This window comes from Nonomuraea sp. NPDC049309 (assembly GCF_043196965.1).
Taxonomy (GTDB): domain Bacteria; phylum Actinomycetota; class Actinomycetes; order Streptosporangiales; family Streptosporangiaceae; genus Nonomuraea; species Nonomuraea fastidiosa.
The window spans coordinates 386,044-404,432 of record NZ_JBICSH010000006.1 but is presented as its reverse complement, the minus strand read 5'-3'; the positions used below and the strand labels follow the sequence as shown (position 1 = coordinate 404,432).

19 protein-coding genes are annotated in these 18,389 nt (G+C 72.6%); 9 read left to right on the top strand and 10 right to left on the bottom strand.

Annotation, left to right across the window (positions count from 1 at the left end; all coding sequences use genetic code 11):
- Positions 1–11: 11 nt before the first annotated feature.
- Positions 12–1,292 (top strand): L-lysine 6-transaminase, encoded by a 1,281-nt coding sequence (gene lat, locus ACGFIM_RS33530; RefSeq protein ID WP_393208790.1) that lies wholly within the window; start codon positions 12–14, stop codon positions 1,290–1,292.
- Positions 1,293–1,341: 49 nt separating this feature from the next.
- On the opposite strand, the gene ACGFIM_RS33525 is transcribed toward lat, so the two are convergent.
- The 3 genes from ACGFIM_RS33525 to ACGFIM_RS33515 all read right to left on the bottom strand — a co-directional run bounded on the left by ACGFIM_RS33525 (position 1,342) and on the right by ACGFIM_RS33515 (position 5,075).
- A complete protein-coding gene (locus ACGFIM_RS33525; RefSeq protein ID WP_393208787.1) occupies positions 1,342–2,562 on the bottom strand; it encodes an NAD(P)/FAD-dependent oxidoreductase in 1,221 nt (406 codons plus the stop codon).
- A gap of 118 nt (positions 2,563–2,680) precedes the next feature.
- A complete protein-coding gene (locus ACGFIM_RS33520; protein ID WP_393208784.1) occupies positions 2,681–3,328 on the bottom strand; it encodes a hemolysin III family protein in 648 nt (215 codons plus the stop codon).
- A gap of 214 nt (positions 3,329–3,542) precedes the next feature.
- On the bottom strand, positions 3,543–5,075 hold the full coding sequence (locus ACGFIM_RS33515) for a penicillin-binding transpeptidase domain-containing protein (RefSeq protein WP_393208781.1): 1,533 nt from the start codon (positions 5,073–5,075) through the stop codon (positions 3,543–3,545).
- A gap of 26 nt (positions 5,076–5,101) precedes the next feature.
- On the opposite strand from ACGFIM_RS33515, the gene ACGFIM_RS33510 reads away from it, so the two are divergent.
- Complete coding sequence (locus ACGFIM_RS33510) at positions 5,102–5,947, top strand: spermidine synthase (protein WP_393208778.1); 846 nt, start codon at positions 5,102–5,104, stop codon at positions 5,945–5,947.
- Between the two features lie 120 nt (positions 5,948–6,067).
- On the opposite strand, the gene ACGFIM_RS33505 is transcribed toward ACGFIM_RS33510, so the two are convergent.
- Positions 6,068–6,319: a hypothetical protein gene (locus tag ACGFIM_RS33505; RefSeq protein ID WP_393208775.1), complete on the bottom strand. Its 252-nt coding sequence runs from the start codon at positions 6,317–6,319 to the stop codon at positions 6,068–6,070.
- Between the two features lie 332 nt (positions 6,320–6,651).
- Here ACGFIM_RS33505 and ACGFIM_RS33500 point away from each other — a divergent pair, with 332 nt between their 5' ends.
- From ACGFIM_RS33500 to ACGFIM_RS33485, 4 genes are read left to right on the top strand one after another with little or no spacing between them, the layout of a single operon-like run.
- Positions 6,652–7,602, top strand: a complete 951-nt coding sequence (locus ACGFIM_RS33500; protein WP_393208772.1) for an SPFH domain-containing protein — start codon at positions 6,652–6,654, stop codon at positions 7,600–7,602.
- A 3-nt stretch (positions 7,603–7,605) separates the two neighbouring features.
- Positions 7,606–7,857 carry a hypothetical protein gene (locus ACGFIM_RS33495; protein WP_393208769.1) on the top strand — a complete coding sequence of 84 codons (252 nt, stop codon included), beginning with the start codon at positions 7,606–7,608 and terminating at the stop codon, positions 7,855–7,857.
- Positions 7,832–8,485, top strand: coding sequence for a GPP34 family phosphoprotein (locus ACGFIM_RS33490; protein WP_393208766.1), 654 nt, complete (start codon positions 7,832–7,834; stop codon positions 8,483–8,485). The genes ACGFIM_RS33495 and ACGFIM_RS33490 overlap by 26 nt, the downstream gene beginning before the upstream one ends.
- Positions 8,486–8,522: 37 nt before the next feature.
- Positions 8,523–9,698: a DUF418 domain-containing protein gene (locus tag ACGFIM_RS33485; RefSeq protein ID WP_393208763.1), complete on the top strand. Its 1,176-nt coding sequence runs from the start codon at positions 8,523–8,525 to the stop codon at positions 9,696–9,698.
- 7 nt (positions 9,699–9,705) lie between these two features.
- On the opposite strand, the gene ACGFIM_RS33480 is transcribed toward ACGFIM_RS33485, so the two are convergent.
- Together ACGFIM_RS33480 and ACGFIM_RS33475 are read right to left on the bottom strand one after the other, a co-directional pair.
- Entirely contained in the window at positions 9,706–10,386 is a 681-nt protein-coding gene (locus ACGFIM_RS33480) for a response regulator (protein WP_393208761.1), read from the bottom strand.
- Complete coding sequence (locus ACGFIM_RS33475) at positions 10,379–12,130, bottom strand: sensor histidine kinase (protein ID WP_393208758.1); 1,752 nt, start codon at positions 12,128–12,130, stop codon at positions 10,379–10,381. Before ACGFIM_RS33475 ends, ACGFIM_RS33480 begins: the two co-directional genes overlap by 8 nt.
- A 164-nt stretch (positions 12,131–12,294) precedes the next feature.
- On the opposite strand from ACGFIM_RS33475, the gene ACGFIM_RS33470 reads away from it, so the two are divergent.
- Positions 12,295–13,662 carry a serine hydrolase gene (locus tag ACGFIM_RS33470; RefSeq protein WP_393208755.1) on the top strand — a complete coding sequence of 456 codons (1,368 nt, stop codon included), beginning with the start codon at positions 12,295–12,297 and terminating at the stop codon, positions 13,660–13,662.
- Between the two features lie 94 nt (positions 13,663–13,756).
- Here ACGFIM_RS33470 and ACGFIM_RS33465 read toward each other — a convergent pair whose 3' ends face one another.
- The 4 genes from ACGFIM_RS33465 to ACGFIM_RS33450 all read right to left on the bottom strand — a co-directional run bounded on the left by ACGFIM_RS33465 (position 13,757) and on the right by ACGFIM_RS33450 (position 17,011).
- Positions 13,757–14,308, bottom strand: coding sequence for a hypothetical protein (locus ACGFIM_RS33465; protein WP_393208751.1), 552 nt, complete (start codon positions 14,306–14,308; stop codon positions 13,757–13,759).
- Positions 14,309–14,393: 85 nt separating this feature from the next.
- Positions 14,394–14,678 (bottom strand): 4a-hydroxytetrahydrobiopterin dehydratase, encoded by a 285-nt coding sequence (locus tag ACGFIM_RS33460; RefSeq protein ID WP_393208748.1) that lies wholly within the window; start codon positions 14,676–14,678, stop codon positions 14,394–14,396.
- Positions 14,679–14,827: 149 nt separating this feature from the next.
- Positions 14,828–16,042 carry an aminotransferase class III-fold pyridoxal phosphate-dependent enzyme gene (locus tag ACGFIM_RS33455; protein ID WP_393208745.1) on the bottom strand — a complete coding sequence of 405 codons (1,215 nt, stop codon included), beginning with the start codon at positions 16,040–16,042 and terminating at the stop codon, positions 14,828–14,830.
- Positions 16,043–16,096: 54 nt separating this feature from the next.
- Positions 16,097–17,011, bottom strand: coding sequence for a carbohydrate kinase family protein (locus ACGFIM_RS33450; RefSeq protein WP_393208742.1), 915 nt, complete (start codon positions 17,009–17,011; stop codon positions 16,097–16,099).
- A 46-nt stretch (positions 17,012–17,057) separates the two neighbouring features.
- On the opposite strand from ACGFIM_RS33450, the gene ACGFIM_RS33445 reads away from it, so the two are divergent.
- Positions 17,058–17,645 carry a TetR/AcrR family transcriptional regulator gene (locus tag ACGFIM_RS33445; protein WP_393208739.1) on the top strand — a complete coding sequence of 196 codons (588 nt, stop codon included), beginning with the start codon at positions 17,058–17,060 and terminating at the stop codon, positions 17,643–17,645.
- A 19-nt stretch (positions 17,646–17,664) separates the two neighbouring features.
- Positions 17,665–18,297 carry a class II aldolase/adducin family protein gene (locus ACGFIM_RS33440; RefSeq protein ID WP_393208736.1) on the top strand — a complete coding sequence of 211 codons (633 nt, stop codon included), beginning with the start codon at positions 17,665–17,667 and terminating at the stop codon, positions 18,295–18,297.
- Positions 18,298–18,389 lie beyond the last annotated feature (92 nt).

The window sequence follows — 18,389 nt, the reverse complement described above, 5'->3', positions numbered from 1 at the left end:
TGGAGGCGCCAATGGACGTACACACCCGCCTTGCCCGCCACCTGCTCGTCGACGGCTATCGTCTCGTGCTCGACCTGGAGCTCAGCCGCGGTTCCTGGCTGGTAGACGCCCGCGACGGGCGCCGGTATCTGGACTTCTACACGTTCTTCGCCTCGGCCCCCCTGGGCGTGAACCCCCCGTTCGACCCCGACTTCGCGCAGCTCCTCGGCCAGGTCGCGCGCAACAAGCCGGCGAACCCCGACATCTACACCGAGCACCTGGCCGACTTCGTCGACACCTTCACCCGCGTGCTGGGCGACCCCGCCCTGCCGCACCTGTTCTTCGTCGAGGGCGGCGCGCTCGCCGTGGAGAACGCGCTCAAGACCGCCTTCGACTGGAAGAGCCGCCGCAACGAGGCCGCGGGGCGTTCGCGCGATCTCGGCACCAAGGTCATGCACCTGACGAAGGCGTTCCACGGCCGCAGCGGCTACACGCTGAGCCTGACCAACACCGAGCCCGGCAAGACCGACCGCTTCCCCAAGTTCGACTGGCCGCGCATCGACGTGCCCGCCATCCACTTCGGCGACGTCGAGGCCGCCGAGCAGCGCGCGCTGGCGCAGGCCCGGGAGGCGTTCGAGCGCCACCCCCACGACATCGCGTGTTTCATCGCCGAGCCCATTCAGGGCGAAGGCGGGGACAACCACATGCGGCCGGAGTTCCTGCGCGCGATGCAGGACCTGTGCCACGAGTACGACGCGCTGTTCGTCCTGGACGAGGTGCAGACCGGCGGCGGCACCACCGGCACGCCGTGGGCCTACCAGCAGCTCGGCCTCGAGCCCGACATCGTGGCCTTCGCCAAGAAGGTGCAGGTCGGCGGCATCATGGCGGGCCGCAGGGTGGACGAGGTGCCCGACAACGTGTTCCAGGTGAGCGGCCGTATCAACTCCACCTGGGGCGGCGGGCTCGTCGACATGGTGCGCAGCCGCGGCCTGCTGGAGATCATCGAGCGGGACAACCTGATCGAGCGCGCGGGGACGCTGGGCGCCGCCATCCTCGAACGCCTGGCGAAGCTGGAGGCCGAGCACCCCGAGACCGTCTCGAACGTCCGGGGCCGCGGTCTCATGCTCGCCTTCGACATGCCCGACGGCGCGGCCCGCGACGACCTGGTGACGCGGCTCAGGGAGGAGCACGGCGTGCTGGTGCTGCCGTGCGGGCCCAGGTCCGTACGTCTGCGCCCGGCGCTCAACATCCCCGAGTCCGACGTGGACGTCGGTCTCGCCGCGCTCTCCCAGGCCCTGAAAGCCCCGCGGTGAGCCGCACGCGGCCGCCACGCGCTCGTCCCGAGCGCCGTGGAGGCCGCCGCTACTGCGTGACGCTGGCCCTGCTGCGGTGGGGGCCGGCGTACCGCCAGAAGAAGTTGAGCAGCACGGCGGCGCGGTTGCGGTCGCCCAGCAGGTACGCCACGTGCACGAAGATCCACACCAGCCAGGCGGGCAGGCCGCGCATGGTGAACCCGTTGGTGAGCTGGAGCACGGCCTCCGCCTTGCCGACGGTGGCCATGATGCCGGGGTCGCGGTAGGAGAACGGCTGCAGGGGCCGCCCCCGCCAGGCCGCCGCGATCTGCTTGCCGACGTGCTTGCCCATCTGGATCGCGGGCTGGGCGAGCTGGGGCAGCAGGTCGGGCGGCGCGGCCAGGTCGCCGGCCACGAAAATCTCCGGGTGGTCCGGCAGGTTGAGCGCCTCGGTGACCGTGACCCGGCCGCCCTTGCCCTGCGGCAGCCCCCACGAGCCGACCTCGGGCGGCGCGGTGACGCCGAGCGCCCATACGGTGACGTCGCTGGGCAGGCGGGTGCCGTCTGCCAGGACGACCGCGTCGGGCTCGACGGAGGCGACGGTGGCGCCGAGCCGCAGGCGCACTCCGCGCCTGCGCAGCGCCTCGGCGGCCGCGTTGCGAAGGCGCGGCTTGTACGGCGCGAGCACGTAGTCGAACCGCTCGACCAGCGTCACGCTGGTCTGGTCGGCCCGCACCTCGGGATGGGTCAGCGGGATCGTGTGGCGGCGCAGCTCGGCGAGCGTGCCGGCCATCTCGACCCCGGTGGCGCCCGCGCCCACCACCACGACGTGCATGCTCTCGCGGCGGCCCGCGGCGGTGTCCTCAAGCTGGTGCTGGAGCTTGCGGCGCAGGACCGCCGCGTCGCCGAGCGAGTAGATCGGCAGCGCGTTCTCCTTGGCGCCGGGCACGCCGAGCCAGTTGGTGGTCACGCCGGTGCCCAGCACCAGGAAGTCGTAGTCGAGCGAGGTGCCGTCCTCGAACTCGACCCGCCGCTCGTCGGCCAGGATCTTGCTGAGCGAGGCGCGCCTTGCCCGCACGTTCGGCCAGCGGGCGGCGTACGTGCGGGTCGGGTAGGACACGTCCGACGTGCTCATCCCGGCGGTGGCGACCTGGTAGAGCAGCGGCTGGAAGGTCGCGTACGGGTTGCGGTCGACGAGCGTCACCAGCGCGCCGCTCTTGGCCAGCTCGCGTGTCGCGGCCAGCCCGGCGAAACCCGCGCCCACGACGACGACCCGTGCTCTCTTGCCCATGACAAGGTCCTTCCCCCTGAGAAGTGTCATGGATGCCTATGGGCGCGCCAGCTTCTCTTAAACCACGCGGGCCCGGCAGGACGGACAAAGCACAGGTCAGGACGGGGAAACGAGGAGGCTAGGCCTGCGCGTAGACCACGATCGACACGGCGATGTACTGCACCAGGTACGCCGCGATCGTGAACGCGTGGAAGACCTCGTGGAAGCCGAACCAACGGGGCGAGGGGTCGGGGCGGCGCAGGCCGTACACGACGGCGCCGGCGGAGTAGAAGAGGCCGCCGACGGCGACCAGCACGACGGCGGCCACGCCCGCGCCGTCGAGCAGCTGGGGCATGACGAAGACGGCCGTCCAGCCGAGCGCCAGGTAGAGGAGCGTGTAGAGCCAGCGGGGCGCGTTCATCCACAGGATGCGGAACAGCACGCCGGCCAGCGCGCCGCCCCAGACCACCGAGAGCACGGCCGCCTGGGGCGCGCCGTCGAGTGCGAGCAGCGCGAACGGGGTGTAGGTGCCGGCGATGATCAGGTAGATGTTCGCGTGGTCGACGCGGCGCAGGAACTCGGCCAGGCGGGGGCCGAGCGTGCCGCGGTGGTAGGTGGCGGAGATGCCGAACAGCAGCGCCGAAGTGATCGCGTAGACGGCGGAGGCCAGCCTGGCCTGGAGGGTCGGGCCGAGCGCCACGAGCACGAACCCGGCGATCAGCGTCACGGGCAGCGCCCCGGTGTGCAACCAGCCTCGCAGCCTGGGCTTGGCGGTGATGGTCGTCATGTAACCTACGGTAGCGTAGGTTACTGGCGAGAAACATCCCAGAACCCGGCGAATCAGGCGTGATGTCGGTCTCGCCACCGGCCCGTCCACGCGTTGTGCCGGTGCGTGACATCGGGCGCGCCGCCGATCCCCGCGCCACGGGCCGTCGGGCGGTCTCGCGCCAGGAGCCGGGTGCGCGCTTGCCGCCGGCGCTAGGCGGCAGGCCGTTGCTCGGCTACAGGCCCCGGAAAAAGCGGGCCGCGATCGGGACGGCGGCGTTCCTGCCCGAGCCGCCGTGCCGGACGAAGACGCAGAAGGCCAGATCATCGCGGAACCCGATGAACCAGGCGTGCGGGGGCCCGTCGGGGACCTCGGCGGTGCCGGTCTTGCCCGAGACGCCGGCGGGCAGGCCCATGCCGCTCGCCGTCCCATGGTCCACGACGGCGGCCATCATGTCGCGCAGCGCCGCCACCACGCCGGGGTCCATCGCCACGTCGCCGTGCGGGATCCCGTCGATGCGGCGTACCTGCTCCTTCGACAGCAGGCGCGGCGAGCGCCAGGTGCCGCTCTCGACGGCGGCGGCGAGCGCGGCCATGCACAGCGGGGTGGTGACGACCTCGCCCTGGCCGATGGCGTCGGCGGCCAGCATGTCGGGGTCGCCGGTCTCGGGCACCGCGCCGCAGGTTCCGCCGATGCCGGTGGCGATGGAGCGGCCGAAACCCCACTCCTCGGCCGTGGCGCGCAGGTCGGCGCTCTTCAGCCGGGTGGTGGCCTGCTCGACGAACGTGGTGTTGCAGGAGTAGGCGAACGCGTCGGTGAAGCTGACGACGCCGCGGTCCACCGCGCCGTCGTTGCGGAAGGAGCTGTGGAAGGGGATCTGGTACGTGCCGGGGCAGGGCACCTGGGCGGCCGGGGCGAGCCCGCTCTTGAGCAGGGCCGCCGCGGTGATGGTCTTGAACACCGAGCCGGGCGGGAAGACGTCGCGCACGGCGCTGTAGTTGTCCTTGAGCCGGTCGGCGAGCGCCAGGATCTCGCCGGTGCCGGGCCGGATCACGATCATGGTGGAGTCGTCCACGCCGTCCAGCGCCCGCGCGGCCGCCGCCTGCACGGGGCGGGAGAGCGTGAGGCGTTCGACCTCGGCCTCGGGGGCACGGGTCAGCAGCCGTACGTCGGGGCGCCCCGGGGTCTTGGCGACCAGCGCCCACCCGTGGTTGACCTGGTCGAACTCCGGCCTGAGCGGTTCGAGGTAGGCCTCGGCGTAGCTGTCGACGGGGATCTTGGCGCCCTCGCTGGTGACCAGCTCGGCCGGGGTGGGGTCGATCTCGGCCAGCTCCAGCGTGACGCCGTCCTTGAGCAAGGGGTGCAGGGTCTCGGGGGTCCATAAGACCTTCCACGCGCGGTCGCGCACGGCCAGGTGTAAGACCCCGTCGAACGGCCACGCGCCCAGCTCCGCGAGCTGCCGCACGCCCGTGAACGGCACCTCGGCGCTGTCCTCCCCCGTGTCGCGCAGCGGGCCCGGGGTGAGCCTGAGCGACTCGACGTGCAAGTCCTCACTGAGCTGCCGATGCCGTACGGCGAAGTCCTCGGGAGGCTTGTGCACCAGCCGCGCCATGGCCGCGAGGTCGCCGTCCCGCCAGGCCGCGAAGTACGCCGCGGCCGTCTCGGCAGCGCTTCCCTTGACCCGGTTCGACGCGATGACGGCGAAGGCACCGGCCCCGACTATCGCGACAACAGCGATAACGAGCACAATCAGCCTTCGTCGTCGCATACGGTGCTCCCAGGAGGCGATGAGACGTGGCACGTGGACAGCGGGAACCGACGCCCGGCCGGTACCCGGTGACGTTCGGGGAGATCGAGCTTCTCCGTGATCTGGACCGGCAGGACGGCTGGGTGCTGTCCAAGGATGGCGTACCGCAGTCGTATGTGGATCTACAAGACCCGACATTTCTCGAATTCGAGTATGTACGGCTGATGGCGGATGTGATCGACCTGCTGGCGGACGGGCCGCTGAGCTGCGTGCACATCGGCGGCGGCGCCTGCACGATCCCCCGCTACGTCTCCGCCACCCGGCCGGGCTCCCGCCACATCGTGATCGAGCCCGACGGCCTGCTGGTCAACCTCGTACGCGAGCAGCTCAACCTGCGTTCGGTGCCCAAGCTGAAGGTCATCGTGGCGGGCGGGCGCGAGGGCACCGGCAAGGTCTGGGACACCACGGCCGACCTGGTGGTGCTCGACGCGTTCAGCGGCGCGACGATGCCGGTCGAGCTGGCCACCGCCGAGTACATGGGCGACATCGCGCGCATCATGCGGCCCGGCGGGACGCTGCTGATCAACATGGCCGACGGCAAGGGGCTCGCCTTCGCCAAGCGGCTGCTCGTGACCGTGTCGGGCACGTTCCGGCACGTGGCGCTGCTGGCCGAGCCCGGCGTGATGCGCGGGCGGCGGTTCGGCAACCTCATCGTGGCCGCCTCGCGTACCGAGCTGCCGACCGACCTGCTCACCCGGCGCGCAGCGGGCGGCCTGACGCAGGCGCGCTGCGTGCACGGCGAGGCGCTGACGAACTTCATCGCCGGCGCCGCCGTCATCAAGGACGGCGACCCCGTGGCCGCCCCGGTGCCGCCGCCCGCCGTCTTCGGCTGACGGGGCGCGGGGCCTCACGGCGAAAACCGCTTTCGCGCGTGCGGCGGCCGGGCCGAGACTGGAGGCCGGCCTGGCCGCGCTCTGGGCCGGCTGCCGCGGGCTCGGCTACCGGCGGCTCATCTACACCAGCACCGTGAGCGTGCTGGAGCGCGACCTCGTGACGCGGGCGATGGGCGGCGGGCCGGTCCGCGTCTTCGGGGTGCTGCTCACGGCGGGCGACGACACCGTGCGGCGGCGGCCGGCGGGCGCGAGCGCGGCTCGGGGCTCGACGAGGAGCTGCGGCGCAGCGCCCGCGGCGCCCGGTTGCTGGAGCGGGAGGCGGCTGGGCGGTGCGGGTGCCGGCGGACGGCCGCCCGTGACCGAGGTCGTCACGGACGTGACGACGACCGGCCGGCTCCAGACCCCGCCTGAACCGGCCACCGGACCCCGACCACCCCGCCTCCGCGACGGCCCGCCCGGACCACCGGGCCTAGGACGCCCGCTCCCGCGCAGCCCCCGCTCCGGACCACCCGGCCCCGCACAGCCCTCGCCTCGGACCGCCCGGCCCCGTGCCGGCCTTCCACCTGCGACATCCGCCAATCGGCTCCTGAGCTGCCTCATCGCCCCTACCGCCGCCATTCCCCGCCGAACCGGAGGGTTTCCTCCGCGTCAAAAAAGTGATATCATATTGCTAGCAAGGTGAAGTCACTTGGAAGGGGGAGAGGATGGCGGAGACGTCGGGCGGGGCCACGCTTGAGGGCACCGTCGTGGAGATGCCGGCCCCGCGCACGAAGGAGCGCCCGGTCAAGGCGGCCAACGGGTTCGTGATGCTGGCGGTGGCGACCCTGCTGTTCCTCGCCGGGCTGGCGGCGCTGGTGGCAGGGCTCGGCCTGCTGGCGTCGGGCTCCGGGCCGAGCGGGCTGCTGCTGCTGATCGGCGGCGGCCTGGTGGCGCTGATCGGGTTCGTGATGTACTTCGGGCTCACCCCCGTGGCGCCGGGCGAGGCCAGGGTGGTGCAGCTCCTCGGCCGGTACGTCGGCACGCTGCGCACCCCCGGCTTCCAGTGGGTCAACCCGATCACCGCCCGCCGCCGGGTGTCCACGAGGATCCGCAACCACGAGACGGACGTGACGAAGGTCAACGACGCCGACGGCAACCCGATCCAGATCGCGACCGTGGTGGTGTGGCAGGTGGAGGACACCGCGCAGGCGGTGTTCGAGGTGGACGACTTCGTGGAGTTCGTGGCGATCCAGGCCGAGACGGCGGTGCGCCACATCGCGAGCAGCTACCCGTACGACTCGCACGGCGAGCCGCGGCTGTCGCTGCGCGACAACGCCGCCGAGATCAACGAGCGGCTCTCGGCCGAGATCGCGACGCGGGTCGCCCCGGCCGGCGTGAAGATCATCGAGTCGCGCATCATCCACCTGGCCTACGCGCCGGAGATCGCCAGCGCGATGCTCCGCCGCCAGCAGGCGGGCGCGATCGTGGCGGCCAGGCAGCGCATCGTGGACGGCGCGGTCGGCATGGTCGAGATGGCGCTGGCCAAGCTGGCCGAGCACGAGGTGGTGGAGCTCGACGAGGAGCGCAAGGCGGCGATGGTGAGCAACCTCCTCGTGGTGCTGGTCGGCGACCGCGACACCCAGCCCGTCGTGAACACCGGCACGCTCTACCAGTAGCCCGTGGAACGCAAGAAGATCCTGCTCCGGCTCGACCCGGTGGTGCACGACGCGCTCGCCAAGTGGGCCGCCGACGAGCTGCGCAGCACGAACTCCCAGATCGAGTTCCTGCTGCGCAGGGCGCTGGCGGAGGCCGGGCGCCTGCCGGAGGGGGTGGGGCGGATGCGCCCGCGCGGCCGGCCGCGCAAGACACCGCAGGGCGACAGCCGCGACGAGGAGGAACCACCCGATGCAGACGCCGGTGCAGCACCGTGAACCGCTCACCCGCTCGGCCTTCCTGCTGGCCTTCGACCTGCGTAAAGACCGCCTCGTGCAGCGCATGGAGCTGGGTCACCTGCTGCGGGCCGCGGCGCTGGCCGAGCTGCTGCTCGAGGGCTGCCTGACCGACGAGGACGGCAGGGCCAAGGCGGTGCGCCCGCCCGAGGGCGCCGCCTCCGGCTCGCTCCCGGCGCTCGTCTGGGAGCAGATCTCGGCGTCGCCGCCGCGCTCCTGGCGGCGCTGGATCCGTAAGGACCACGCCAAGGCCGTCGAGGTGGTCCGCGACGAGCTGGCCGCCGAACGGCTGATCCGCATCGAGCGGCGCCGGGTGCTGCTGTTCCCGGTGGAGCGGATCGTGCCGCGCAAGCCGTATCTCTCCCGGCGGCTCGCCGAACGGGCCGGCCGGGCCGTGCGGGGCGGCCGGCCGGTCGGGCGCGTGGAGCCGGACATCCGGGTGCTGGCCGCGCTGGCGGTGGCGGCCAGGCTGAAGGCGGTCGCCGGTCGCCGCGATCGGGCCGCACGCGACCGCCTCGATCAGCTCGGGCAGCCCGTCGAGCCGATCGTCACCGCCCTGCGCAAGGCCATCGACGCGGTCAAGAAATCGGGCCCGTCGGGCGAGGGCTAGCGACCACCGACACGACGACCATCCCAGGGGGACCCCCATGACCACGTCTCAGCAGGCGGCGCCTCACCTGTCAGAAGCCGCGCCTGCGGGCACCGCCCCGCGGGCTCTGGCCCCCGACCTGGCCAGGGGCGCGATGCTGCTGGCCATCGCCTTCGCGCACGCGCCGCTGTTCATCGCCGACGTCACCAAGAGCCCGGCCTGGGCCGGCGCGCTCACCGACGTCTTCCTCTTCCTCTTCGTCAACAACCACGCCAGGCCGCTGTTCGCGTTCCTGTTCGGCTACTCGCTGGTCCAGCTCCTCGACCGGCGGCTCGCGCGGGGCTCCGGCTGGGTGAGCGCGCGCAAGCTGCTGCGCCGCCGCGGCTGGTGGCTGGTGGTGTTCGGGCTGGCCCACACGGTGCTGCTCGTCCCCATCGACATCCTGGCCGGCTACGGCGTCTCCGCCCTCATCTTCGTCCCCTTGCTGCGCCGCTCCGACAAGGCCGTGCTATGGACGGCGGGCCTGGCGATGGTGCCCGCCACGGTGCTGTCGGCGATCGGCCTGTGGCTGCCGATGTCGCAGGGGCGGCGCACGTACGAGGCGGGCAGCGTGGTCACCGGGCAGGGCGCCTCCTACCTGAGCGGGCTCGCCGAACGGGCCGGCTCCTGGCCGTTCTCCCTGGTCGTCGAGACACTGATCGTGATCCCGGGCGTGCTGTTCGGCATGTGGGCGGCCCGCCGCCGCTTCCTCGACCGGCCGCAGGCGCACCGCCCGCTCCTGGCGCGCGCGGCCGTGCTCACCACGATCGTGTCGATCGCCGGCTCGCTGCCCGCCGCGCTCATGCACGCCGGCGTGTGGACCGGCGCGCCCGCGGGGGTCCTGTGGATCGCGGTGCTGCTCCAGCCGCTCACCGGGTACGCCGGCGGTGTCGGCATGGCGGCGATCGTCGCCCTGGTGGCCACCACGGCGACCGCCGAGCGGCGCGGCCCGTTCACCACGATGGTCGAGGCGCTCGGCCAGCGGTCGATGACCTTCTACCTCTTCCAGTCGGTCGCGTTCCTCCTCATCTTCGCCCCGTTCGGGCTCGGCCTGCAGGACGACCTCGGCCTGGCGGGCGCCACGGCGATCGCGGCGCTCATCTGGGTGCTGTCGCTGGTGCTCGCCGACCTCATGCGGCGGGCCCGCTACCGCGGCCCGTTCGAGAACCTGCTGCGCCGCCTGGCCTACCGCTGAGCGCCCGTCACGGCCGCGGTCCGAGGTAGGCGAGGACCGCGGCCACCCTCCTGTGGACGTCGCCGCTGTTCTCCAGGCCGAGCTTGGTGAAGATCGAGTTGACGTTCTTCTCGACCGAGGAGATCGACAGGTGCAGAGTGCGGGCGATGGCGGCGTTCGTCCGGCCGCGCGCCATCTCCCGCAGCACGTCGCGTTCCCGGGCGGTCAGCGCCTCCTGCTGGCCGCGCACGTCGCGCCTGGCCAGCAGGCCCTCCACCACCTTGGGGTCGATGACCGAGCCGCCGGCGGCCACCGCCTTGATCGCGCCGAGCAGCTCGTCCAGGTCGCCGACGCGGTCCTTGAGCAGGTACGCGTATCCCTCGGTGCCGTGCTTGAACAGCTCGAAGGCGAACAGCGCGTCGGAGAACTGCGACAGCACCACCACGCCCACATGGGGATGGGCGGTGCGGATGCGGTGGGCGGCGTCGATGCCCTCGAAGCCCTGCCGCCACTCCCCTCCCGGCATCCTGATGTCGGTGACGACGACGTCGGGGGCGAGCCTGCGTACGGCGTCGAGCAGCTCGTCGGCGTTGCCGACGGCGCCGACGACGCTCACGTCGCCCGACAGTTCGAGCAGCCGCCTGGTGCCCTCACGTACGAGGTAGTGGTCGTCGGCCACCACCGTGCGGATCCGTCCTCGCTCAGCCATCGACCGGCACCCATGCGTCCATCCGAGTCCCCTTTCCCGGTTCGCTGTCCACGGTGAGGCCGCCGCCGAGGGCGCCGAGGCGGTCGGCGAGCGTGACGAGCCCTCTGCGAGCCGCCGTACGCGGGTCGAAGCCCGTGCCGTCGTCGGCCACGGTCGCGCGCAGGCGGCAGGAGTCCAGCGACAGCCGAACGTCGATGTGGCCGGGTCTGGCGTGTTTGAGCGCGTTCGTCACGGCTTCGCTGACCGTGAAGTACATGGCGCTCTCGATCTCGTCGGGGAAGCGCCGGGTGCGCAGCGGCGCAGGCGCGGTCACCGTCGTCTTGACGGGCAGGCGCGAGCAGCGCTCTTCCACGGCCTCCACCAGGCCGCCCTGGCTGAGGGTCGAGGGATGGATGCCGGCGGCCAGCTCGCGCAGGTCGTCGAGGGTCTGGCGGGCCTGCTCGCGCAGGTGGGCGAGCATGTCGGGGCCCGCGCCCGTGGCCCTGGCGAGTTCGAGCCCGGCGATGAGGGCGACGAGCTGCTGCTGCACGCCGTCGTGGATGTTGCGCTCGATGCGGCGCCGCTCGGCCTCCTGGGCGTTGACCAGGCGGGTGACCAGGCCGGCGTTCTGGATGGCGAGCCCCGCGGGCACGGCCAGCGCTTCGAGCAGGCGGCGGTCGGTGCGGGTGAGCGGGCCGCCGTCCCTGGGGCCGGCGCTGATGCGGCCGAGGCCGCCGGGCACGGGCACCTCCAGTGCGGGCGGGCCGTCCTCGTCACCGGCGACCACGCGGGTGCCGTCGGCGCGCGTGACGGCGGCCCACCGCAGGTCGAGCCCGGCGCGGATGGCGGCGGCGAGCCGGTCGAGCTGCTCGGCGGGCTCGGAGGTGGCGGCGAGCGCGGTGCCGAGGTCGGACAGCATCTCGTCCACGGTCGGCCGCAGGTCGAACACGAGGTGCAGGCGCGAGCCCCTGATGCCGATGCGGACGTCGAGCAGCCGGTGCCGGACGATGGACACGATGATCGCGGCGGGCAGCGCCCCGAGCACCAGCGTCATCGCGAACGCGAGGATGCCGCCGTCCGGCTCGCGACCGGCGTAGGAGCCGCCCAGGATGACCAGCATCACCGCCGCGCCGATCAGGGTGGCGGCGGTGCCGGCGACCATGCACGCGTACTGGCCGCGCTCGTCCCGGCCGCTGCGCCGCCAGCGCACCACGAGCCCGCAGAACACCACCACCGCCGTGATCACCACGACGAGCTGCCCGATCCCCGAGGCGAGCGCGCCGGCGAGCCCGCGCATCCCCGTCGGGCCGGTGAACGGCCGGAAGGGGTGCACCCACATCAGCAGACTGCCGGCGGTGTGCAGGGCGAGCGCCACGGCGGCGATCCACGCCACCGGCCGCCAGCGGGGCGACGGCAGCCGCCCGTCGGGGAACAGCAGCGGCACGAAGACCCAGGTCAGGCCGTAGAAGAGGGCGAAGAGGACCGAGAGCGGGATGACGATCGGGTCGGGGACGCCGCGTGCGGACAGGCCGACGCCGAGCGCGCCGAGCCCGAACGTCAGCGCGGCGGCCAGCAGCAGCGGGCCGTAACGCAGCTCGGGCCTGCGCACGGTCAGCAGCCAGCCCAGCGCGGGCGTGGGCAGGAAGAGCACGACCAGCGCCCACTGCGTCGCCGGGGCGGGCAGCCCGCTCTCGAGGAGAGCACCCGCGGTGGCGCTCGCGGCCGCGATCAACGCCACCGGCCCGGCCAGCGGCCTGACACTCATAGGCCCCCATCGTGACGAGCATGCAATCGGGCGTCTATGAGGTTATCCGCATATTTCGTACGGCCGTCCGCACCTGCGAGGACGGCGGTTCGCACGGTGGTCGCGGGCGGGGTGCGCACGGTCGACTGGAGGCCACGCAGTCGATCCCGTGAGGAGCCTCGTCCATGATCACCTCATCGAAGCCCGCCCGGTTCCTGGCCGCCGCGACGCTCGCGGTGACGGCCGGGGCCGGGGCCGCGGTGACGGGCGGCATGCCCGTGCACGCCGAGACACACGCTGAGACCAGCCCAACAGGCATCACCGCCGTGACCGCTCCGGAGCTCCCGGACACGCCGGCGGGGCGGCAGCTCGGCTGGGTGCTGCGGGCGGTGTCCCGCGCGCCGGTCCCCGAGCCGGAGCTGCGCGCGCACGTCGCCGCCGGATTCCTCAAGGACTACCCGCCCGCACTCCTCAACCAGGCGCTCGCCGAGTACCGGGGCATCACCTTCCAACGGCTGACGGCCTCCCAGGAGCGGCGGCTCGTGGCGCGCGTGCTGCTCGGCCGCATCCCGATCGACCTGATCATCTCCGTGGACGGCGCCGGCCTGATCGACGGGCTGCTGTTCCGCGCGCCGGACGCGCGGAGCTGGAGCGAGGTGGACCGGCGGCTGCGCGCGATCGCGCCGGGAACGGGCCTCCTCGCCGCCGAGCTGACCGCCGATGGTCGCTGCCGCCCCGTGCACGCGATCGCCGCAGGCAAGCGCCGCCCGCTCGGCTCCATGATCAAGCTGTACGTGCTCGGCACGGTCGCCCAGCAGATCAAGCGTGGCGCGTACGGCTGGGACACCGAGTTGACCATCAAGGACGAGCTGAAGAGCCTGCCCAGCGGCGAGCTGCAGAACCGCCCGGACGGCAGCAGGGTCACCGTGCTCGAAGCCGCCAAGCTGATGATCTCGATCAGCGACAACACGGCCACCGACCTGCTGATCCACAAGGCGGGCCGGGAGGCGATCGAGCGGACGCTGCGCGCCTGGGGCGTGCACGACGAGCGCAACGTACCGCTGCTGACGACGCGGGAGCTGTTCGTGCTCAAGGGCGTGACGTATCCGCGCCTGGCGAAGAAGTACCTGTCGCTGGACGACCGCGCCCAGCGCGCCTACCTGAGCAAGGTGGTGGCCGGGCAGAAGCTCGCGGACGTCAAGATCTACACCATGCCCCGAGAGCTGGACACGCTGGAGTGGTTCGCCGCGCCGCGCGACATCTGCCGCGCCTACGCCGAGCTGCTGAAGCTGGACGACGGGCGCATCGGGCAGGTCATGTCGATCAACGACGGCGCCATCGGGCTGGACAGGACGACGTGGCCGGCGGTGTGGTTCAAGGGCGGCTCGGAGCCCGGCCTGTCGGACGTGAGCTACCTCGCGCGTACGGCCGAGGGGAAGGCGTACGTGGTCACCGCGATGTCCGTGGACCGCAAGACCCCGATCGGCAACGTGGCGACGCTGGAGCAGATCGGGCTGGCCCGCAGCGCCTTCACCCTCGCCCACGGCTCGTGACCGCCCGGACGGCCCGAGGCACCTCCCCGGACGTCCCGTGACCGGGCAGAGCCACGGGGGCGCGCCGGAGCGGGCGCGCCCGCCTGCTCCGGCGTCAGTCCTGCTCGAGCGTGAGACAGGCCACGCGGTCGCCGGCGGTGCCCACCTTGGGGCCCGACTTCACGGTGGGCTGAGCGTGGATGACCAGCGAGCCGGGCAGCTTGTCCGCCTGCAGGTTCCACGCGTTGCGCGAGCTGGAGGTGCCCTTGCCCTCGCTGTCGGTGGTGACGTCGAGCCAGACCTCGCTCACCGGGTCGATCTTGCCGGGGTGGTGCTGGTAGTGCGGGCCGGAGTCGTCGGGCTTCGCGCCGCACGGCTTGACGTGCAGGTGGGCGCCGTACGTGCGGTCGGGCAGCAGCCCCTCCACCGTGAGCGAGGTGCGGGTCTCGCCGCCGGACGACTCCACGGTGACGCTGGCCTGCGCCCCCGCGGGGGCGAGCTTGCGGTCGTGGGCGATGGCCGCGGTGTCGTCGGTGGTGAACTCGCCCGCCGCGCTCAGGCTGATCGTGTCGTCGGGCGCGGTCTTGGCGTTCTGGACCGGCGCGGACGGCCCCGCGCAGGCCGTCGCCGAGGCCGCCAGGATGAGCAGGAACGCGGGCACGCGCATGAGACCCCCCATGATCCGAGCCCTTCCGGCATACGGGCTCCGAGAGGGCACCCACTCTAACGAGTGACCGCTCCGTCACGCTGGGTTATTGGGGCACCGCGCCATGTTTTGCCACGATCTCGTCAATCACAGCGGCGAGCGTGAAGTCCCTGTCGGTGAGGCGGCCCGCCGAGTGGGTGGTGAGCGCGAAGTGCAGCGTGCGCCAGCGGATGTCGATGTCGGGGTGGTGGTCGAGCTCCTCGGCCTTGACCGCGATCTCGTCCACGATGCGGATCGCGGTCGGGAAGTCGGGCGCGGTGACAGAACGCTTGATCACCTCGCCGTCGCGCCGCCAGGCCGGCACGGAGGCGAGCTTGCCGTCGATGTCCATGTCACCACCGTACGGCGGCACCCCCGGGCCGGTCCGGAGGCGGCACCGCAAGGCGGCCCTCCCAGGCCGGTCCGGAGGCGCCGGCGTACGACGCGTGCAGGCCGGTCGTGAGGCGGCACGCCCCCGGCCGGGCCGTGCAGGCGCCGACCTCAGCCGAAGTGGGCCCTGGTCTCCGCGAACGCCTGGTCGGTGCCTTCGAGCGCCTTGGCCACGTCCTCCTCGGTGTGGGCGGCCGACATGAACCAGTTGTGCCAGGGGTGCAGGTAGACGCCGTGCCGCAGGCAGGCGTCGGTCCAGTACATGGCCACCGACAGGTCGGCGTCGCCGTCGAAGCTGAGCCACGGGATCGTGACCGGGCCGGTCTGGTCGACGGTGAACCCGTACGACTTGGCCTGGGCGTACAGGCCCTCCCTGAGCTGGGTGCCGGCCCGCTCCATGGCGGCGATGCCGTCGGTGTCGCGCAGGGTCTCGATGGTCGCCTTGGCCGCGGCCATCGCCACCGCGGAGAACCAGAACGAGCCGGTCGAGTAGAGCTGCTGCGCGGCGCCGCGCAGCGCGTCGGTGCCGGTGACGGCGGCGATCGGGTAGCCGTTGGCCATCGCCTTGGACCAGGCGGTCAGGTCGGGGCGCACGCCGTACGGCTCCCACGACCCGCGCAGGTCGATGCGGAAGCCGGCGCGCACGTCGTCGATCACCAGCGCCGCGCCGATCCGGTCGGCCAGGGCCCGCGCGCCGCGCGCGAACGCGGGCTCCACCAGCTCCTGGTCCTCGAACGAGTCGTGCTTGAACGGCGTGACGATGATCGCGGCGACATCGCCCTCCACGGTGGCCGCCGCGGCCTCCAGCGACTCCAGCGAGTTGTAGGTGAACTCGACGAGGTCGGCCCGTTCGTTGGGGGTGGTGCCGGCGGGCGACGGCGTGCACCAGGGGTCGGCGCCGTGGTACGCGCCGTGCGCCATCAGCACCTTCGTCCTGCCGGTCGCGGCCCTGGCGACCATGAGCGCCTGGGTGGTGGCGTCGGTGCCGTTCTTGGAGAACATCGCCCAGTCGGCGCTGGGGATGGTGTCCACCAGCAGCTCCGCCAGCTCCACCATGATCGCGCCGGGGCCGTTGAGGCAGTCGCCGAGCCTGGCCTGCCGGGCGGCGGCCTCCTCGACGCGCGGGTGGTGGTGGCCCAGCACGACCGGGCCCCAGCTGCACATGAAGTCGATGTACTCGCGGCCGTCGGCGTCCCACTGGCGGCAGCCCTGGCCGCGCTCGAAGAACTGGGGGAAGCCGGGGGCGAACAGGGCCGCGTTGAGGTGGCCGTACATGCCGCCTGGGACGACCTTGCGTGCACGCTGACGAAGCTCTGCGTCGGTCATGGGAGAAGTCCTTGAGAGGGTCGGGGGGTGTCGGGGGGTGTACGAGGGCCGGTCTCACAGCAGGGCGAGGACCGAGTCGAGGTCGGTGAGCCCGGCGTCGGAGCCGAGGCCGGTGGCGACGCGGGCGGCCGCGGCGGTGCCCCAGCGGGCGGCGGTCGGCACGTCGCGGCCGTGGAGCAGGCCGGTCAGGAACCCGGCGCAGTACGCGTCACCGCAGCCGGTGGTGTCGGCCACCTCCGTCTTGATCGCGGGCACCCGCTCCTCGCCGCCGGCGGTGACGACGAGGCTGCCCGCCTCCCCCTGCGTGACGAGCACGCCACGGGGGCCGTCCGCGAGCAGCGCCCGCGCGGCGGAGGCGGCGTCGGCCGCGCCGGTCATGAGCAGCGCCTGCGACTCGTTGGGCAGCACGTAGTCCACGTGCGGCAGGAACGCCCTGGCCGGTTGCAGCAGGTCGGCCATCTCGGAGAGCAGGTCCATCGTGACGATGGTGCCGCCCGCGCGCAGCTCGTCGAGGAGCGTGAAGAAGGCGTGGTCGCCGAGCCCGAACGTGACGTCCATGCCGCCCAGGTGGACGGCCCTGGCGCGGCGCAGCACGGCCACGTCGAGGTCGGCGTAGGTGACGGTGAGGTCGGCGCCGGGCACGTGGAAGCCGGGCCGGCCGCCGTCGGGCCTGATCGGCAGGATCGAGGCCGCCGTGCGCTCTCCTGTCCTGCGTACCAGCGCGGAGGTGTCCACCCCGCGCCCGGCCAGCACCATGAGCAGGAAGTCGGCCAGCTCGTCGTCGCCGATCGCCCCCATGGTGACCACGTCGTTGCCCAGCTTGACCAGATCGACCGCGGTGCCCGCCGCCGCCCCCGCGGCGGTGATGCGGATCTGGTCGACCAGCACGGTGTCCTGGCCCTCGGGGATGTGGTCGACGGGCCTGGCGAGAATGTCGACGATATGGACGCCGACTGTGACGACGGTCATAGTCTAAATAGACAGACGTCCGAATAAAAAGTCAACGGAGGGGCCGATGCCGAAGATCGTCGATCACGACGAGCGCAGGCGTGAGGTCATGTCGGCGGCGCGCCGGGTGATCGTCAGGGACGGCATCGACGCCGCGACCACCCGCGCGATCGCCAAGGAGGCGGGCTACTCGAACGGCGTGCTCGCGCACTACTTCGCCGACAAGGACGAGATCCTGCTCTCCGCGCTGCGGCAGTCGCACGAGCGCATCCGCGCCCGGCTCACGGCCAAGGTCGAAAGCGCGCCGACGGCGCTCGCCGCGCTGCGGGAACTGCTGCTCGACAACCTGCCGCTGGACGCCGACCGCGCCCAGGAGACCCGCCTGGAGGTCAGCTTCTGGAGCCGCAGCCTGGCCGCCGAGCGGCTGGCCGAGGTGCAGCGGGCGGAGGCGGCCGAGCTGCGGGCCGCCGTACGCGAACTGCTGGGCCGCGCCCGCGAGGCCGGCGAGCTGCGCGGCGACGGCGACCTCGAGGATCTCGCCGAGGAGCTGCTCGCCCTGGTGGACGGGCTGAGCCTGCACCTGATGCTCTACCCGGACCGGCTGAGCCGGGAGCGGGCCGGGCGGATCATGCTCGCCGCCATCGAGCGCCTGTGATGCACTACATTCCCGGCTTATGACCTTTCGCGAGCAACTGTGCGAGTACGGCCGTCGCGCGGTCGAGCTGGGCCTGGTCATCGGCACGTCAGGCAACCTCAGCGTGCGCGACGGCGACCGCATCGCGGTGACCCCCTCGGGCGTCGCGCTCGACAAGCTGACCCCCGAGATGTGCCCGATCGTGGACACGGCGGGCCGGCTCGTCGAAGGCGACCTGCGGCCGTCCAGCGAGACGCCCATGCACCTCGCCGTCTACGAGAGCACCGACGCGCAGGCCGTGGTGCACACGCACTCGGTCTTCGGCACGGTCGTGGCCACGACGATGACCGAGCTGCCGCCCGTGCACTACAACACGCTGCTGCTCGGCGGAGTGGTCAGGGTGGCGCCCTACGCCACGTACGGCACGCCCGAGCTGGCCGAGAACGTGCGCGCCGCTCTGGAGGGCAGGCGGGCCGCCCTGATGGCCAACCACGGCGGGGTGACCATCGGGGCGACGCTGGAGGAGGCGTTCGAGGCCACCCGGGTGCTGGAGTGGCTGTGCGAGGTGTACGTGCGCGCGGCCGGCATCGGCACGCCCGCCGTGCTCACCGACGCGCAGCTCGCCGCCGTGGTCGAGCGCACGCTCAACCCGCCGGAGTTCCCCCGCGCTTGAGCCCGGCCCGCCGGAGTTCCCCTGCGCTTGAGCCCGGCCCGCCGGACGTCCCCCGCCCTTGAGCCCGGCCCGGCCCGGCGGCGCGAGTCCGA

Bases quoted from the DNA above. Each gene is read 5' to 3' on its own strand.
- lat (WP_393208790.1), top strand. From the start codon at position 12: ATGGACGTACACACCCGCCTTGCCCGCCACCTGCTCGTCGACGGCTAT.
- ACGFIM_RS33525 (WP_393208787.1), bottom strand. From the start codon at position 2,562: ATGGGCAAGAGAGCACGGGTCGTCGTCGTGGGCGCGGGTTTCGCCGGG.
- ACGFIM_RS33520 (WP_393208784.1), bottom strand. From the start codon at position 3,328: ATGACGACCATCACCGCCAAGCCCAGGCTGCGAGGCTGGTTGCACACC.
- ACGFIM_RS33515 (WP_393208781.1), bottom strand. From the start codon at position 5,075: ATGCGACGACGAAGGCTGATTGTGCTCGTTATCGCTGTTGTCGCGATA.
- ACGFIM_RS33500 (WP_393208772.1), top strand. From the start codon at position 6,652: ATGGCGGAGACGTCGGGCGGGGCCACGCTTGAGGGCACCGTCGTGGAG.
- ACGFIM_RS33490 (WP_393208766.1), top strand. From the start codon at position 7,832: ATGCAGACGCCGGTGCAGCACCGTGAACCGCTCACCCGCTCGGCCTTC.
- ACGFIM_RS33485 (WP_393208763.1), top strand. From the start codon at position 8,523: ATGACCACGTCTCAGCAGGCGGCGCCTCACCTGTCAGAAGCCGCGCCT.
- ACGFIM_RS33480 (WP_393208761.1), bottom strand. From the start codon at position 10,386: ATGGCTGAGCGAGGACGGATCCGCACGGTGGTGGCCGACGACCACTAC.
- ACGFIM_RS33475 (WP_393208758.1), bottom strand. From the start codon at position 12,130: ATGAGTGTCAGGCCGCTGGCCGGGCCGGTGGCGTTGATCGCGGCCGCG.
- ACGFIM_RS33470 (WP_393208755.1), top strand. From the start codon at position 12,295: ATGATCACCTCATCGAAGCCCGCCCGGTTCCTGGCCGCCGCGACGCTC.
- ACGFIM_RS33465 (WP_393208751.1), bottom strand. From the start codon at position 14,308: ATGCGCGTGCCCGCGTTCCTGCTCATCCTGGCGGCCTCGGCGACGGCC.
- ACGFIM_RS33460 (WP_393208748.1), bottom strand. From the start codon at position 14,678: ATGGACATCGACGGCAAGCTCGCCTCCGTGCCGGCCTGGCGGCGCGAC.
- ACGFIM_RS33455 (WP_393208745.1), bottom strand. From the start codon at position 16,042: ATGACCGACGCAGAGCTTCGTCAGCGTGCACGCAAGGTCGTCCCAGGC.
- ACGFIM_RS33450 (WP_393208742.1), bottom strand. From the start codon at position 17,011: ATGACCGTCGTCACAGTCGGCGTCCATATCGTCGACATTCTCGCCAGG.
- ACGFIM_RS33445 (WP_393208739.1), top strand. From the start codon at position 17,058: ATGCCGAAGATCGTCGATCACGACGAGCGCAGGCGTGAGGTCATGTCG.
- ACGFIM_RS33440 (WP_393208736.1), top strand. From the start codon at position 17,665: ATGACCTTTCGCGAGCAACTGTGCGAGTACGGCCGTCGCGCGGTCGAG.